The organism is Neolewinella antarctica, from assembly GCF_011927835.1.
Taxonomy (GTDB): Bacteria; Bacteroidota; Bacteroidia; order Chitinophagales; family Saprospiraceae; genus Neolewinella; species Neolewinella antarctica.
On record NZ_JAATJH010000003.1, the window covers coordinates 387,960 to 404,764 of the forward strand.

Consider the following 16,805-nt stretch of genomic DNA (forward strand, 5'->3'; position numbering starts at 1 on the left):
TTCGCCAAGAAATTAGGCGAAGACGAAGGCACGGAAGCTACCGATGAGGCGACCCCGGCTACCGCTGAGGTAACCGCGGAAGCTACTCCCGCCAAGAAGGAAGAGGTTACTTCCACTACGGAAGCGACCCCGGCCGCTGAGTAAAGCGCTCCGTTCGTGGGTTGTCCAACTCCGCCGTAAAGCCCGAAGTGAACCTTGGTTTGCTTCGGGCTTTGCCGTTTGTACTTTTGCCCGCCGTGCTGCACGACCGGGCGCCGCATTTTAATCAGACCTCATGACCAAGCTAATCCTATTCGACTCCGACGTCCGCAACCACCTACTGCCCCTGACCTACAGCCGCCCCGTGGGGGATTTACGGATCGGCATCCTTACCATCCGGGAAAAGTGGGAACAGCATTTACGGTTATCCGGGAGTTTCTTGACGGACGATAGTTTGCGGGCGCTCTTTCCCGTGAGCTACGGCGACCGGAACATCTTGGTGAACGGGTGCGTGTTGCCGGACGAGGAGTTGGCCGCGCTGGTGCTCGATCTGGACCCTGGCCAGGCGTACCGCAAGGACGGGCGGCTGATTGCTACGTGCCTGGACAAAGCCGCGGTGGAAGCACTGGTCAACGACGACGTTTTTAACGACATCAAGGCATTCGAACTGAGCGACTACACACCGCAGACAATTCTCCGCCCGGCCGATATTTTTGGCCAGAACGCCGCGCAGATTCGGGCGGATTACGACTTATTGACGAAAGACAAAACTTCCGGTACGCCGTCTGCCACCAACACAATCATTGGGCCGGCGGAAAACTTATTTCTGGAGGAAGGCGTAACGATGGAAGCCTGCGTCCTAAACGTGACCGAGGGGCCGATCTACCTCGGTAAGAACAGTACTTTACTGGAAGGAGCTTTACTGCGCGGGCCCATTGCCCTCGGGGAGCGATCCACCATCAAGATGGGCGCGAAGATCTACGGAGGGACGACCATCGGCCCGGACTGTAAGGTGGGCGGCGAGGTCAGTAACGTAGTCTTCCACGGTAACAGTAATAAGGGCCACGACGGTTACCTGGGCAACGCCGTCATCGGCCAGTGGTGTAACATCGGTGCGGATACGAACGCCAGCAATCTGAAAAACGACTACGGAGAAGTGCGCGTGTGGAGCTACGTGGAGGAGAAATTTGCCGACACCGGCTTACAATTCCACGGCCTCATCATGGCGGACCACGCCAAACTCGCCATCAACACCATGCTCAATACCGGTACGGTAATCGGCTTTTCCGCGAACGTGTACGGCGAGGGCTTTCCCCGGGCGTTCATCCCCAGCTTCGTGTGGGGCGGGGCGGGCGGTATGGTCACCTACCGGCTGGACAAGGCCATCGCGACCGCCGAGCGGGTCGTGGCGCGCCGCCACCAAGAATTGACGGAAGCAGACCGAGCCTTGTTCACCACCCTTTTCGAGCAAACCAGTAAGTGGCGAAAGTGGGAAAACGCTGGCAAGTAAGCACCGGAACTATCCGTCAGCGTGAAGCTTTGGGGTGATAAACAGCGGTCTCTAACAAAGTCCGCGACGGGCAAAATTACCGGGGTGAGCCCACGAAACGCTCTTTTTGCCCCTAAACCTTTGCACCCGCGTCCGCGCCCATAACTTCCCCTGCCCCCGCGAACTTCCGTTCCGCCGCGTAAGCAATGTACCCCGCCAGCGGTACACAAATCAGCACCAGCCACCACGCCGGGACGTCCGCCTCAACCCCCGTCGGGTCGAACTCGCCGGTGACGTAAGCGATCACGACCTGAATGCCGTTGAACGCCAGGTGCAGCAAAATCGGTACCCACAACGAGCGTGTCCAGTAGTAAGCGTACCCCAACGAGGCACCGAGCAGGAGCCGTGGTAGAAAGCCCGCGAACTCGATGTGCATCGCGCTGAACAGCGCCGCCGCCACCCAGATGCGGACGTGGTGATTGCCGCCGAGCCAGCCACCGAGAATGCGGTTTTGTAGCACACCGCGCAGCAACAATTCTTCGCCCAGTCCGGCGGAAACCGCAATGGTCAGAAACGCCAGCACGAATTCCGGTACCGACTCCATGCGCAGGATTTGCGCGAGCAGTGCGTCCGTACTCTCCTCGCTATTCACCGCCCATTCCGGGAGGGAGATTTGCAAATTCAGGTAGGCGGAGTACGCCACGATGGGTAGGGTGATCACGAAGAAACCGATCGCGTAGCTGAGGCTATAGTCGCGCGGCCCCCGGTCGAGATAAACGGACGCCAGCCAGTTGTTGCGGTACACGAACCAGAGGCCGGCGGCGGCGGAGCCGGCAAACATCAGCGTATTGTTCAGGAATAAGCCGAGGCGCAGCCGCTGCCGCAAGCCCTGGTCGAGGTCTAAGCTGCCGAGATCACTGAGGTCGAGCCCGCCCGACTGCACGAGGCCGAACAGAATGAGTTGACCGACGATGAACATAACCAACAAGGCGGCCAAAGTGGCCAGGAAAACCCGGGTGGCGGACCGCGGGGAGTGCGTAAGGGGTATCATACATAAAGAATTCTGGGGCGTAAAATAGACCCATATTTTCGTACCCACCCCCGGCCCCGTTAAGACCGCCCGCCCGCCTTACCTTCGCGCCATGCAGCTATCCGTTGTCATCGTTAACTACAACGTCCGGTATTTTCTGGAGCAGGCGCTGCTGAGCGTCGAGCGCGCCGTGCGGGGGATGGAGGCGGAGGTGTTTGTGGTGGACAATAACTCGGTCGACAACTCCGTCACGATGGTCCGCGAGCGTTTTCCTTGGGTGGAGGTGATCGCCAACGAGCACAACCCGGGTTTTGCGGTGGCGAACAACCAGGCGATCGTGCGGAGTAGCGGCAAGTACGTCCTGATCCTGAACCCCGATACGGTCGTTGAAGAAGACACTTTTCGAAAGTGCTTCGCCTTCATGGAAGCTAACCCGGTGGCCGGTGCCGTGGGGGTAAGAATGATCGACGGAACGGGCCAATTTTTGCCGGAAAGTAAGCGGGGTTTGCCAACGCCGTGGGTAGCCTTTACGAAGGCTTTCGGATTGGCGCGGCTGTTCTCCAAATCGCCGCGCTTCAACGGCTACCACCTCGGTTACCTAGACGAGCACGAAACACACGAAGTGGGCGCGCTCGCGGGAGCCTACATGTGGATGAGGAGCAGTGCTTTAGAAAAGATCGGCCTGCTGGACGAAGCATTTTTCATGTACGGCGAAGACATCGACTGGTCGTACCGCATGACGTTGGGCGGCTACAAAAACTACTACTTCCCGGAGACGACCATCATTCACTACAAGGGAGAAAGCACGAAGCGGGGTAGCCTGAACTACGTGCGCGTTTTCTACCAGGCGATGATCATTTTCGCGCGCAAGCACTTTACCGGGCGGCAAGGTAATCTGTTCGTGCTGCTCATGCAGGTGGCGATCTACGTGCGCGCCCTAATGACGGTCGTCGCCAACGTCTGGCGCGCTTTCCGTTTCCCGTTACTTGATGCTACGGGCATTTATTTGGGATTGCTGGTGATCAAGTTGCTGTGGGCGGGTTACCACTTTGGCGATGTCGGCTACTTCAATGAAACCATTAATTACGTTCATTTCCCGGCCTACACACTGCTCTGGATTACGTGTGTTTTTCTGGGGGGTGGCTACGAGAAGCCTTTTGACCTGGGGCGGCTGTTTAAGAGCCTGGGCATCGGTACGCTCGTGCTGTTTTCGATTTACGGATTGCTGCCGGAACTGTACCGACCGAGCCGGGCGCTGCTACTGCTCGGTGCGGCGTGGGCGGCGAGCTGGATGCTGATCGTGCGCGGCGTAGCCCACCTGGCCACGTTCGGTCACCTGAATTTCGCCACCGATGAATTACCGAAGATGCTCATCGTCGGTACGGTGGACGAGGGGAACCGAGCCTTGAGTTTGCTCCAGCGTGTCGGTGCCCGCCGCAATTACCTCGGGCGCATCTCCGTTCCCGCCGCAATCAACGATTCCGAAGCGGTCGGTAGGGCGGAGCGACTGGCTGACTTTACGGAAGTCTACCGCGCGGAAGAACTCCTTTTTTGCTCAAAAGACATTAGTAACCACCAAATCCAAACTTGGATGAGCGCCTTGGGGCCCGCCATCAGCTACCGCATTCTGCCCGAGGATAGCCACACCATTATTGGTAGCCAGGGAAAAAACCGCACTGGTACCCTGTACACCATCGACGTTCGTTGGCGAATCGACGAGCCAGTTAATCGGCGGGGTAAATGGCTGCTGGACCGGGGGCTGGCTCTTCTCCTACTCCTAACCTGGCCGCTTCACGCACTCTTTACCTGGCGAGGAAAACTCAGTTTCAAAAATATTTTAGGCGTGCTAACGGGTAAGAAAAGTTGGGTAGGCTACGCCCCGGTAGGGCAGCCACAGCTCAACTTACCAAAGATCAAGCCCGGGGTGCTGAATCCAGCGATTAACCAGCTAGTGACGGACGAGGAAACGCTACGTCACCTGAACGTCTTTTACGCCCGTGATTATTCGGTCGGGCGGGATTTGGCCATTGTATTCGGTAGGTAGGATTGTGTGTATCTGGACGATTCGCCGTCCCGTAGCGCGCGAGAAGTAAAGGTGATACTTTGGTCAGTGCGCCGTCTCGGCGCGCGGGAGGTCCCGGATGCTTGTGAAGAATCTACTCGCGCCGGGACGGCCCATCGACCGGACTTAATATTCGGGAACGAACCTCTAGAACGCGCGGATTAGTTGCTTGCACCGGGAAGGCTTATCGACCGGACGTATCATTTCAAGTAAGAATCCGTAGAATGCACAGCTTAAATGTCTGGCTACCCAACAAGCTTACGCGCTACTTCCGTCGGGCCTCGATTCCCCCGGGGCTAGCCCGCCGCAACCGCACGTTCATATCTACCCGCCGATCGTCGTGGATCACTACGGTACGCAACTGGGGTAAGTAGCCGGCGGCCGAGAACTTGACTTCGTAAGTACCGGCGGTGAGGTAGCGGTGGAAATCGCCCGTCTCCCGGTCAGCGATGACGTCGGAATTTTGGTGGTCGTGGTCCGGGATGATTACGTTGGCGGCAATGGGCTGCCCGGTGAGGTCGTCGATGACGAAGCCGTGCAGGCCGTTGCGGGCTTCGTTTAAATAACCGTAGATCGGCGTGCGAACAAAGGTCCAGAGCTCCGCAAGCCCACCGGCGGGGAAGCGTTTGACGTCGCTGACTTCCAGGGTCGCTTCGCGGCAGCGGTGGTAGTAGTTCATGTAGTCCTGGCGGGAGCCGGCGATGGGGTACCAGTCGTGGCCGTTCGTAACGCCGTTTTGCCGGTCGTCGAAGTAGTTCGCGCGGCCGCTGGCAATCTGCGCGCGCTGGGCGAACTCGCGGCTGACGCGCCGCCACCAGACGTTGTCCGGGTGGCGGTTACGGTAAGTATCCCAGGGGTAATTGAAGACTTCGGCGCCACCGTGCACGTTCAGGGCCAGGTCGAAACCGTGGCTGCGGGCGGCCCGCATAAAGATTTGGGTTTCGGGCTGGTAGGTTTGCCCGTCCGGGTGGGCACCGTCGTCCGGATCGGGATAGTTGCGGTTGAGGTCGACTCCGTTGGCGTTGCCGCGGCGGGAGCGGGCGAGGCTGCGGTCGTTGTGGTGGTAGGCGCCGTCGGGGTTGGCGAGGGGGTTGATGTAGATTTCCAAATCGTCCAGCAGGCGGGTGCGGTCGTGGCGGAGCAAGTCTTCGGCGAGTTGGAGCATCAGCCAGTAGCCGGCTAGTTCATCGCCGTGCATGGCGGCGGTGCACAGGACCTTAGGTTTTCCGGCCGTGGTAGCGATGTCTTTGGTGATGCGGAGGGTAAGAATTCTGCGGCCGGAAGGCAGCGTGCCCCAGTCTTCCAGTTCGCATACGTCCGGGTACAGATCGGCAAAGCGCTCCATGAGCGATACGTACTCACCGTAAGTCGGGTACTCATTGTGGGGGACGATCCTGACTTTAGGAAGCTGGATCGTAGGGCCGGAAAGAACGACTTGCGCACGCACTACACCACCAAAAAGGATGGGAAGGAGTAGTAAAGAGAGCAAGTACGACTTCATGTGAGAAAAATATAGCATAACCACGGAACCGTCATCAACCAGGCGGGCGGTACCAAGCCAAACGATCAGAATCAGCGAGGGTTCACCATCAGCTCAGTGTAGCCCCCAACGCAGCATCTCGGTACTTAGCTTACGTTGAGCCCTTAGGTTCGAACCCGGTTGCGGTACGAATCGACCGGGATCTATTCAGTTCAGAGCTGCCGGGAGATTTGCGTTTCCCAAAAACTCCGCACCTGCGACCGCGCAAAAATCTTGCCAAGTCTATTCCCCCCGCACCAGCTCAATGTACCCCGAAACCGGTTCCGCGGAAGGCATAACCCCTTCCAGACGCTGTTCGAAGACGATACCGACGTAGTAGTAAGTCCCGGAAGCCAGCACGTCACCACCCGGGTTAGTACCGTCCCAGTTCAGCGCTGGGTCTTCCGTTTCGAAAACTAATTGACCCCAGCGGTTGAATATTTGAAACTCTACCCGCTCGATGAAGCAACGGCTGATTGGCACGAACGCCTCGTTCTGACCGTCACCGTTCGGCGTGAAGGCGTTTGGCAATTCGTAGATGGGACAGTTGGTAACACAAATTACCTCGCTCGGCGCGCTTTCATTACCATTAAGGTCGAAGGCCGTGATGCGGTAGCATCCCGTAATACCATCCGTGGGGAAGTCATCGTAGGTGAGTAGGTCTGCCTGCTGGACCTCCGCAATCTCCACGAACGACCCATCCGGCGTTTTGCTGAAGTAAATCCGGTAACCAGCCACGTCATCCGTACCGCACGATCCGCTACCGGGCATCCAGGTCAGGGTATTGAAAAGACTGCCCTGATCCGTACAGTCCGCACCCCGCTCGCAGGGGCTAATGATACTCAGCACTGGCGGGCAGGGCGGCACGTTATCTATCGGCGTGAGGCAAATCTCCTGGCTGGTGTTGAGCAGCGGGGAGGGTAGGCCGTCCACGTTGTACGTACCGACGGCCTCGATCAAGTAACAGTACTCCTCGCCGTTCTGTAGGCCATCATCCCGGTAATTCTGCTGGTCGGTCGAGTCGATCACGGTGAAGTCCGTTTCCCCCGGTGCCCGGCGCAGCACAAAATAACTGACGTTCGTCCAGGGGACGAGCGCCGTCCAGTTCAGGTCGTTGGCATCGTCGGTTGGTGCTCCACCCAGGCGAACGCTACTGCCGGGTTGGCCTTCCCCGAAGGGCGTGTCCCGATCCTCTACGAACAACTCGATCAAGTAGGAATAGGCAACCCCATCCGTATTCAAGCCGGTGTCCGTAAAACAAGTGTCAACCTCCTGGGCAAAGAACTCGCGGGTGAACGTAATGACTTCACTGAAGGCGGAAAGATCGTTGGTTTGTCCTTCCGCGCGGCTCAGCACGTAGCGGTAAGGGCCTCCGTTCACCAGGGTGTCGAGGGCGTTGGCGTCGGGTAGGATCCAGCACACGTCGATTTCCCCACTACCCGGGTCGGTGGTGATGACGTCGACTTTAGTGAGCAGCGGAATATTGCGGGCCAATTGCACACAAATTTCCTCGGAGGCAAGCGACTCCAGCCGGCCCGAAAAGAAGTTCGTGTTGGCAATGACCTTGCCGAACTGGGCCACGACGCGGTAACAATAGGTGCGCCCCGGTTGAATGTCCTGGTCCAGGAACACGTAACGGCCGTCGACCATTTCCATCGTGACCGGGTCCGTCAGGCGGGTGTAGCCCTCGCCGGCCAGACCGGTGACGCAAGTATCAACTACGAAAGGGTTGCTACCGATGCGGCGGTAAACGTTGAAGCCTTCGAATTCCGGATCGGGCTGACCCTCGCAGAAATAAGGTTTGTCCCAGCTCAGCGTAATACTCTCGTCCTCCACGAGGGTGGTCAGACCGAGCGGTGGCGGCGCGACGACCTTGATGGATACCGCCTTCAGAGTTGCCAGGCCGCCCAGTTGATCACCGACCGAAAATCGCTGGAAAAAGTCATCTTCCGCCCGGAACACGACGATGTACGGCTGGTCGCTGATTTGCGAGCAGTCCGGCCGCCAACGGAACGTGCGCACGAAGGGGTCCTCGTTGTAGGTAGCGTCATTGGGTTGAAAAGCGGCCGGGTTATCCAGCAAATCGAACGGTCGGCCACTGGCTTCCAGGCGGACGAGCTGCTCCACGTCCGTAACGGGCGCACCCGCGATCACGTCGAACTCGAGTATATCTCCGGCGACGACACAGATTTCTTCGAACGGAATGTCCAACGTCGGCGGGTCGTTGTTGCATTCGGAGACAAAGATCTGCATGTCCCGCACGACCGTGTCGAGCGGTTGGCCGTTGCGGAAAGATTTTATGAGGAAGGCTAGGTTGTATTCGCCCGACACGGCCGGCGCGTTCCAGGTGATCTGGCCGGTGCGCTCGTTGATGATGAGGCTACCCGTCGGGCCGCGATATTCATTGGGCAGCACGTAGTCGGGGATCGGTACGTTGGGTCCGCTCTGCGCGCTGGTAAACTCATAAGCTAGGGAGTCACCGTCCACGTCGAAAGCGCCGGGGTTGTGCGTCCAAACGGAGCCGACGCAGGCATTTTCGATGGGGATCTGGGTGAGCTCCGGGCTATTGTTACACGGGCCCTGTAGGGGGGAAGTCACCGTATAAACCGTGTAGACGCTGAAGGAGATGCCGACCGATGGACTATTGATTATGTTCAGCACGTTGGCCACCCGGTTCTGGTCCTGGAAGCTGATGAAGTAGCTCCCCGCGCCGGGGTAGACGTGGCACATTCGGTATTCGTTCCGCTGGATGCCGTTGCCGATGGAAAATTTGTTGGTCCGCGTAATGTACTCGGGGGGCGCGCCGTCTCCCCAGGAAAGCTTCAGGCTATCCCGGTCGACTTCCGCCTGCGCGATTTCCGTGTAGGTGATAATGGTGGCGCAGGCGGTATTCTGGTTGGCAAAACTGCAGTCCGCCGCCGACCGCACAATAATTTCACCCGCACGGTTGTGGGTGGCCTGCAGGAGCAGGGGTAAAAACAATAGGGAAAATAGCAGGATAAAGTTACGCATGGGCCGCATCGGTTGAGCGAACGGCTTGGTGTAGCGCTACCGTTCGACGTACTAACGCCTAAAGTACGGTTTTGCTTTTGCCGTGGTTGTCGCCCGGCGGTGATTTTGTTGATTTACTGTTGCCGAAGGCTTATTTGGGAGGGTGCGCGGCCGCGGGTGCCGGGGAAGTTTCGGGAGGCAAAACCGAGTAGACGCGAACGAACGAGTAGATAACTAGTGAGGTTTCCGTTCCATCCGGCCTGCCCGGTAGCACGTAGTGATATCCGCGCACGCCGGGTAAGGTAGCGACCGCCGGGTCGCGATTTGCTTAACTGATAAAACCGAACCGTTAAATAGGTATTATTGGCGATTGGCTGATAAAATGAGGTGCCAGATTAAAGCCGACATAAATTGGAGTCATTCTTACGCCTCTACCGCGTAACATTCTTCGCAAGCACCTGAAAAATTATTTTCCACTGGTCCGGCCGTCCATCACTACGGCTACGCCCGGGACCGGTTGCGAGCCTATCGCAACCGGTGCGTAGCGACTCAGTAAGGAAGTCTTAGTCTTTCGATAACCTAATTGCCTTTCCCACTATGCTGAAATACAAACTACCACTTCTTCTCCTGGTCATGATTTTGTTGATCGTCAACCACAGTCCACTTAGTGCGCAAGTCGTCACGGTATCCGACGGAGACCCGAACTGCTTCGGTAATGGCATAGATTTTCTACTAACGGGTACCAACACGGCGGGCTACAACGTGTATCAATCCGGTACCAATAGCGGCACCCTGGAAATCTATAACCGGAATGGTCAATGGCGACTGGGCTACGACGACCCCGACCCGAGTAAGGAACTCATTTTCAACTTCGCCGATTATAACTCTACCCCCAACCCGCCGAATAGCTCCGTAGTTAATTGGGTCACTACCCAGGCTGGTATAGATGACGGCTGCCCCGCCGACATTACCGTGGCCGGCTCCGGTACGCAATCCGAACTGGGCGGCGACCCCTGCGACGCGTCCGGTGGCGATAGCGACGGTGACGGCGTCTGCGACGACAGCGATAGCTGCCCGGGTTCCGATGATAACCAAAACCAGGACGGCGACGACTTGCCCGACGGCTGCGACCCCAACCCGACCGTTTTCGACGGGGTCGTGGTCGATGACGGAACTTGTCTCACGTCCACCGCCGGGGAAGACTTGTTATTCGTGGACAATGGCCTCGACGCTACCGGCCGCAAAACCTACCGCAACGCAAATACCTCGCGCCGCGATGCCGAACTCCTTTACAATACGGCGACCGAGCGCTGGGAGATTCGTAGCGTGCTGGAACCCGGGTTTGTGTACTACTTCAATGATTTTGCCAGCCTACCCAACGCCCCTACCTCCACGGCACGGGGGTGGCAGATCGGATCCCGCAATTCATGCTCCTTCGTGCCGCTCGTAAGCGGGTCGGAAGCGCAGGGCAACCTCGGCTGTTCGGTAGGTCTGGCATCGGTAATGGTCACCGACGTTAGCAACGGTAACGGCGGCGACGGAACGATTACACTCAGGTCGGATAGTCCGCGTGCTTCCGACCGCTTCAGTATCGATGGCCCCGTACAGCGTACCAACACTAGCGGAGACTTCGCCGGGCTGCCCGGGGGTGATTACGTCGTACTGGTTAGAGACGATCGTTTTCCGCAAGGAGACTGCCAGGATACTGACGATGCCTTTGTATTCGACCGCGCACTTCCCCACGCGCTCGTGAGTTTCGACGCTTTCGCAGCGGCTAAAACCAATGTTATACGCTGGACTACCGCCAATGAGGTCGATGTGCAGTGGCACGACGTGGAACGTAGCCCGAACGGCTCCGGCAACTGGACAACAATCATCCGCGACCGCGCCACCGCTAATGCTTCCGGAGGCCACGAATACGTCGTTTACGACACCAAACCCGTCCCATCGGCTTATTATCGCTTGCACAGCTACGATTACGATGGCCACGAGCAGCTGGGGCCGTCCGTTTTTGTGCAGAGAGATACACCGGCGGAAACCTTCCGGATATTTCCTAATCCAGTCGATGCGTTTCTCACGGTTACCACCCTGGCGAACGACAAAACGGAGCGTTTCCGCTTAACGGATGCCCGGGGGCGGACCTTGCGCCAAATCGACCTGCCCGCCGGTCAGCGCGTAATTGAGATACGGACGGGTGACTTACCAGCGGGCTTCTACGTGCTCACCGATGGTCGTCAGTTTACGCGCTTCGTCAAGAAATAACTACGCCTTTCTCACCCTTTAACTCTCCCCTGAACTATGCCCACCAGTATCCTCGGCCAGATTGATTTTTGGCCCCTTTCAAGAATTCCCAGTAATTACCGAGTTTGCGACGGCTCGCTCCTGCGGGTCAAGGACAATAGTTCCCTGTTCAGTTTGCTGGGCACCACCTACGGCGGTGATGGCCGCGAAACCTTCGCCCTACCCGATCTGCGCGGCCGTTTACCCGTAGGGGCGGGTAGCGTAGCGGGGCGAACCACGGTGGCGCTCGGGCAGCGGGGCGGGTTGTCCGAAGCGGTTCTGGAAGTAAGCAACCTGCCGCCCCACACGCATACGAACCCCGCCCTGGTGTTGTCGTCGGGTACTCCGGAAACCAAGGTCGGGAAGAACGGATTCATCGCAAGCCAGACCCCCGGTACATTCTTGTTTAGCGGTACGGCGGCTCCGGACGCGACGCTGGCCGCCGATGCGCTTCGGGTAGAGATCGTCGGCAACACCGACCCCGTTAATATTCAATCGCCCGTCCTCACGCTCGTCGCCACCATTTGCGTCTCCGGTATTTTTCCCAGTCGCCGCTAACCTTCAAAACCCCCATAAACATGAGCATTACTACCGGAGAGATCCTCCTCGTCGCATTCAATTATGCTCCACGTGATTTCGCGCTTTGCCAGGGCCAGCTACTTTCAATCTCCGGCAACACGCAACTTTTTTCTCTCCTGGGCACCACTTTTGGGGGCGACGGAAGAACGACTTTTGCACTCCCGGACCTGAGCGGACGGGGGCCGGTCAGCCGGGGCGGCAACTTTGGGGGGCGGACCACCGAACTAGGTGATGCTTACGGTACCGGCACGGCCAGCCTGAATGGCCAGCTACCCCAACATACCCACGGAGGTGAAGTCGTGCTCGGTAGCCCGGCCGCTAACCTCAGTAGCGGTAAAGATGCGTACCTGTCCACAAAACCAGCGGGTGAGTTATACACCAAAAGTACCGTAGGGGCGGGGCTCAACGCCACGAGCGTCAGGTCCGACAGGACCGGGGTCGAGAACTTGCAACCCTTTCAATTCAGTAGCCAGGAACCTTCACTAGCGCTGAATTACTGTATTGCACTGTCCGGGACCCACCCTACAACAGAACCCGAGCCCGACGTGGAGACCAGTGAAATTAAGCTCGACGACGTAACTACTTACATTGGTACGGTGCAGTTCTTTGCGAATAATTTCGTCCCGCGCGGTTATTTACCTTGCGCGGGTCAATTGCTCGCCGTCAGTAACTACCAAACGCTGTTCCAACTGATCGGTACGCTTTACGGAAGTGACGGGCCGAATACTTTCGCGCTGCCCGATCTCCGCGGCTGCTATCCGCTCGGAGCTTCCGGAACGGAAGCGGCAAAAGGTCGGCCGTTGGCTTCCCGCGAAGGGCAACCCACCTTTACCATGACGGCGGATCACCTCCCCGCCCACTCTCACGCGGGAACGATGCTACTCGGTGGGGGTAGGAATGTTTTACCTACGGCGGACGACAACTATTTGGACGGGTCGTCCCTGCCGGGCGTCTACCGACCGGAGGCCGGCCAAGAAGTACTCGGGGCGAGCGGTAGCGTTACGATGGATACGGCGGGCGGCGGTCAACCATTCAGCCTTCAAAGCCCCTACCTCGGCCTCACGGCGGCTATCGCAGTGTCCGGTGAATATCCTCCGCACAACTAGAGCGGGTCAGGTGAAGCAGTTCAGCAAAAATCGCAAAAAGTAACAAGGTGCGCCCACAACGCAGGAAAGTAATTACCGGTTGTAAGGAAAACAGCTATCCTCCGCATGCCATTCCAATTCCTTTTCGGAACCCTCGCGCTACCCCCGCAGCACCCTGACTGCCGCCTGTGCGCGACCATCCCCGCCAAGGATGAAGCGGAGTTCATCATCCCTTCCCTCGATGCGCTTCGCCTACAGACCGACGAAGACGGAATACCCCTGCCGGCCAACCAGTACGAAGTCTTGGTGCTGGCTAACAACTGTGAGGACGCTACGGTCACCATTATTGAAGCATACCAACGCCAGTACCCCGAATTCAGGCTGTACGTCTGTGAGCGCCGCCTACCCGCCAGCATTGCCTGCGTCGGTACCGCCCGCCGGCTGATGATGGACACCGCTTACGAAAGGTTCCGGGCGGTGGGCCGGCTCGATGGTGCCATTTGCAGCACCGACGCCGACACCCTGGTCGGGCCAAACTGGGCGTACCACATCTTGCGTAACGTCCGCCAGGGTGCGCGCGCCATCGGCGGTCGTATTCTGGTCCCCCAGGAAGAAGACCGGGATACCCACTACCGCAAGCAACATCTGCTGGACGTCACCTACCGCAGCTTGTTTTACTGTTTAGAATCCATTATCGACCCCTCCGAAGCCGACCCCTGGCCACGCCACTTTCAGCACTTTGGCCCCAGCATGGCCGTCACCGCCGAAGCTTACGAAAAATGCGGTGGCATCCCGCCCCTGAATAGTCTGGAAGATGTCTACTTCGTCTTCGCCCTCGAGCGTGCGGACGTGTTCGTTACTCACGATCCTCAAGTTTGGGTAAGAACTTCCACCCGCGTGAGCGACCGGGTTGTCGGCACGGCCTTCAGCCACCAACTGGATGCATGGGCGACCATGGAGCGGGAAAACCGGGAACAGCGGGTGGTTTCTTTTAGCAACTGCGTGCAACTGTTCAAATGGAAAGTGGCCCTGCGCCGGGCCTACCTACGCCGTTCCGGTTTCGGCTGCCCGCAGCTGGAAAAACTGGCGGCCAGAATGAAGTGGTCGGTCGCGGAACTGCACCAACTCATCCGTCAGGCAGCGAGTTTTGGTGCACTCTATCAGCACGTTGGCGGTCAGCTACACGCCGACCCTACCTTCAGCGACCAACCCATCACCGAGGCGATTGCGCAACTCCGCAGCTTTACGCATTCGATGCGCCACCGGGCTTTCGGTAAACATCCATCCGGTAACGCTGCCGCCGATCTTCGTGCAGATGAGCATAATTTCGCCGCAGCTTAGTGGCGAAGGCTTCGTGCACCTCGTCGCCGGTCAGTGGATAGTCCGGCACGTAAGGAGTGTAATGGACGAGCATCAGGTCGCCACCGGGCCGTAGTTGCTTCGTGATGGCCGCAACGGCCACGCCCAAATCTTCCTGGCTCCAATAGTAACCGACTTCGGAAAGTATTATCAGGTCGAATAATTCTTCGGGTCGCTCGTGCGGGAAGTCCATTTGGCGGAATACAACAGAACCGTTTTCTCCGAGTCGCGCCCGTGCGCGCGCCAGTGGCTTGGCCGACGTGTCGAGCGCAAGTAAATGATCGCAGCGGTCCGCCAGCATGCTCGTTAAAATGCCGATCGAGCAGCCAATCTCCAGACCGTTTGCGTACCGCTGTTTCGGCAGCGCCGCTACGGTGTGCCGGTACTTATCCTGTTCGTACTGACTAGTTTCGAAGGACCATGGGTCGTTGTTGTTGTCGTAAACCTGGTTGAAATAGGCTTCGGACAGGGAGCGGTGTTGCTTTTCCGCGTCTTCGAAATACAGTTCGGTATCGTGGCGGAAGTTGGCGAGCATCTCTGGGCTGAGCATAAACCCATCGGCATCGTCATCGATCAGCCGGGTTGTCTGTGAGACGTGGTGGGCGATGGCACGCTGTTTGTGGGGCTGCTGTTCGGTGATGTCCAGCCGCCAGGCGATGACTTCGTCGGGGTAGGGGAGTTCCGCTTCCTGGCTGCTGTTCCACATCCAGATCGGATACTCCACCCAGCGGGGCTTTTCCGCGAGTTGGCTAACGGCTTCACGGCAGATCTCCCAGGTGCCGCGGTGATCGCAGTGGGGGTCGCGCCGCCAGGGAACGAGGACGTGACTGGGTTTTTGCCGGTCGATTAGTTGCCTGATGTGGTCCACCGCCCCGTCGAAACCCGGGGAATGTTGCCGGGGGACTTCAGTATCGGGGTAACGGAGGAAAGAAACGTTCGCCTCGTCCACGCCAAGTTCCTGACAAGCCGCCAGGGCTTCGGACTCCCGCAAACTCACGCGCGCGGCCCGGTCGTAGCGCCGGGAGTTGGGGTGAGACATCGCACCGTCACTGACGAACACGACGTGGACGTGCTGGTCGCGCTCCCGCAGCAGGGCAACGAGGCCCCCACAACCCAGTGATTCATCGTCGGGGTGGGGCGCAAAAAGTAAGGTAGACTTCCAAAAATGGAGGTCGGAATGGGGGTGCAACGGGGGCTCGGAGGCAAGCGCGCGCTTACGCTTCGTGAGTTCGGAGCTGGTGGAAATCGTCATGTTGGTTTAAGTAATATTGGCCGACCATCTCCAGCGTCGCGTCGGGGGCGGGCTGGCGGAGGTACATGCTCAGGTCAGTGTGTAGTCTCGCAAAAGGCGAAGGGTGCAGCAAGCCGCGCGCGCCCACGGAGCGTTCGGCCAACTGTAAACAGTCGAGACAGATTTCGGCAATGGCCGTTCTGGTCATATTAGCGGAGGCAACGATGGCGTCGCTGTCTTTGGAGTTGTCGTTGAGCTGGCCGGAGCGGTCCAGCCAGAGGTTACCGGTCTCGCAGGCGATCGCCATCTGGCCAACGCGGGTACGCTGGTAGGGATCATCCTCGCGACCGACTTTGCGAAGGAAGTTTCTTGTTTCGTCCAGCAGCGCTTCGGCGGCACCCAGGTGGACGGCGGCGAAGCGGATGGCACCACCGCTGAAGTGGGGTTGAATCTCGTACTCGTCCGGCTTGCCGAGTAGCTGGTGACCGGTGAGTTGCTGACCACTAAAGTCGATTTTGTGGCTCACGCTGTTGCGCATGCCAAGGGGGCTCCAGAAGCTCTCGTCGACCGGTAGTTCGTGCTCGTCGAGGTGAACTATGCTCATTTGCCAGCCCCGTGATTCCCCGTCCGGTCCGTGCAGAACCCCCGGTACGATGGGCCGCGTCACTTGCGTCGATCCGCTGCAGAAGCTCTTTGAACCCTGCACCCGCGCGCCGTCGCCCGCCTCATCCTGGTGCAAATGAACGCCATCGCGCATTTCCGTATTCCACACGCCGAACAGGTGGCCCGCCCGCGCATCCGCGTAGTAGGTTTGGCGCTGACGCGGGGTGCCGTAGAGGTGGAGGAGGAGCAGGGCATTGACGTGGCCCTCGTAAATTCTCCCCACCGAGAGGTTCCCCCGGCCGACTAACTTCAGTAATTGCAGCAGAGTCGCGGTATTCGGGCCAGTCATGTCCAGGGCTTCCCCGGGCAGGGTAATGGCGAAGAAGCCGGCCTCCTGCAGTAAATCCATCTCGCGGTGGGGGAAACCGCCATCGGCGTAGGTTGCCGCCGCTAGTTCCCGCATTACATTGCTCAAATCGTACGCGGTTGCCAGGCTTGCGCTAATTTGGCAAGTACGGGAAGGCGCGCTGGTGGACAAAATCTGGGTAGCAGTCATGTCATTTATACGTAAGCTAAATGGGATTAGTTGCGGCTACAT

Annotated in this window: 11 protein-coding genes; 6 read left to right on the forward strand and 5 right to left on the reverse strand. The window is 58.5% G+C overall.

The window, feature by feature from the left end:
- The first annotated feature begins 274 nt into the window (after positions 1-274).
- Complete coding sequence (locus tag GGR27_RS11540) at positions 275-1,489, forward strand: putative sugar nucleotidyl transferase (protein WP_168037603.1); 1,215 nt, start codon at positions 275-277, stop codon at positions 1,487-1,489.
- Between the two features lie 112 nt (positions 1,490-1,601).
- Here the strand turns inward: GGR27_RS11540 and GGR27_RS11545 are convergent, their stop codons facing one another.
- Positions 1,602-2,519, reverse strand: coding sequence for a CPBP family intramembrane glutamic endopeptidase (locus GGR27_RS11545; RefSeq protein WP_168037604.1), 918 nt, complete (start codon positions 2,517-2,519; stop codon positions 1,602-1,604).
- A gap of 91 nt (positions 2,520-2,610) precedes the next feature.
- Between GGR27_RS11545 and GGR27_RS11550 the strand changes: the two genes are divergently transcribed.
- The gene (locus GGR27_RS11550) at positions 2,611-4,542 is read left to right on the forward strand and encodes a glycosyltransferase family 2 protein (protein ID WP_168037605.1); all 1,932 of its coding nucleotides are present in this window, start codon (positions 2,611-2,613) and stop codon (positions 4,540-4,542) included.
- Between the two features lie 283 nt (positions 4,543-4,825).
- On the opposite strand, the gene GGR27_RS11555 is transcribed toward GGR27_RS11550, so the two are convergent.
- Entirely contained in the window at positions 4,826-6,061 is a 1,236-nt protein-coding gene (locus GGR27_RS11555; protein WP_168037606.1) for a M14 family zinc carboxypeptidase, read from the reverse strand.
- A 261-nt stretch (positions 6,062-6,322) separates the two neighbouring features.
- Positions 6,323-9,091 (reverse strand): T9SS type B sorting domain-containing protein, encoded by a 2,769-nt coding sequence (locus GGR27_RS11560; RefSeq protein WP_168037607.1) that lies wholly within the window; start codon positions 9,089-9,091, stop codon positions 6,323-6,325.
- A gap of 576 nt (positions 9,092-9,667) precedes the next feature.
- Between GGR27_RS11560 and GGR27_RS11565 the strand changes: the two genes are divergently transcribed.
- From GGR27_RS11565 to GGR27_RS11580, 4 genes are all read left to right on the forward strand, one after another.
- Complete coding sequence (locus tag GGR27_RS11565; protein ID WP_168037608.1) at positions 9,668-11,332, forward strand: T9SS type A sorting domain-containing protein; 1,665 nt, start codon at positions 9,668-9,670, stop codon at positions 11,330-11,332.
- Positions 11,333-11,368: 36 nt separating this feature from the next.
- A complete protein-coding gene (locus tag GGR27_RS11570) occupies positions 11,369-11,908 on the forward strand; it encodes a phage tail protein (RefSeq protein ID WP_168037609.1) in 540 nt (179 codons plus the stop codon).
- Positions 11,909-11,928: 20 nt separating this feature from the next.
- On the forward strand, positions 11,929-13,035 hold the full coding sequence (locus tag GGR27_RS11575) for a phage tail protein (RefSeq protein ID WP_168037610.1): 1,107 nt from the start codon (positions 11,929-11,931) through the stop codon (positions 13,033-13,035).
- A 105-nt stretch (positions 13,036-13,140) separates the two neighbouring features.
- Entirely contained in the window at positions 13,141-14,355 is a 1,215-nt protein-coding gene (locus GGR27_RS11580; protein WP_168037611.1) for a glycosyltransferase, read from the forward strand.
- Here the strand turns inward: GGR27_RS11580 and GGR27_RS11585 are convergent.
- Positions 14,258-15,625: a bifunctional PIG-L family deacetylase/class I SAM-dependent methyltransferase gene (locus tag GGR27_RS11585; RefSeq protein WP_168037612.1), complete on the reverse strand. Its 1,368-nt coding sequence runs from the start codon at positions 15,623-15,625 to the stop codon at positions 14,258-14,260. The genes GGR27_RS11580 and GGR27_RS11585 overlap by 98 nt on opposite strands.
- Positions 15,588-16,763, reverse strand: coding sequence for an acyl-CoA dehydrogenase family protein (locus GGR27_RS11590; RefSeq protein ID WP_168037613.1), 1,176 nt, complete (start codon positions 16,761-16,763; stop codon positions 15,588-15,590). The genes GGR27_RS11585 and GGR27_RS11590 overlap by 38 nt, the downstream gene beginning before the upstream one ends.
- Positions 16,764-16,805 lie beyond the last annotated feature (42 nt).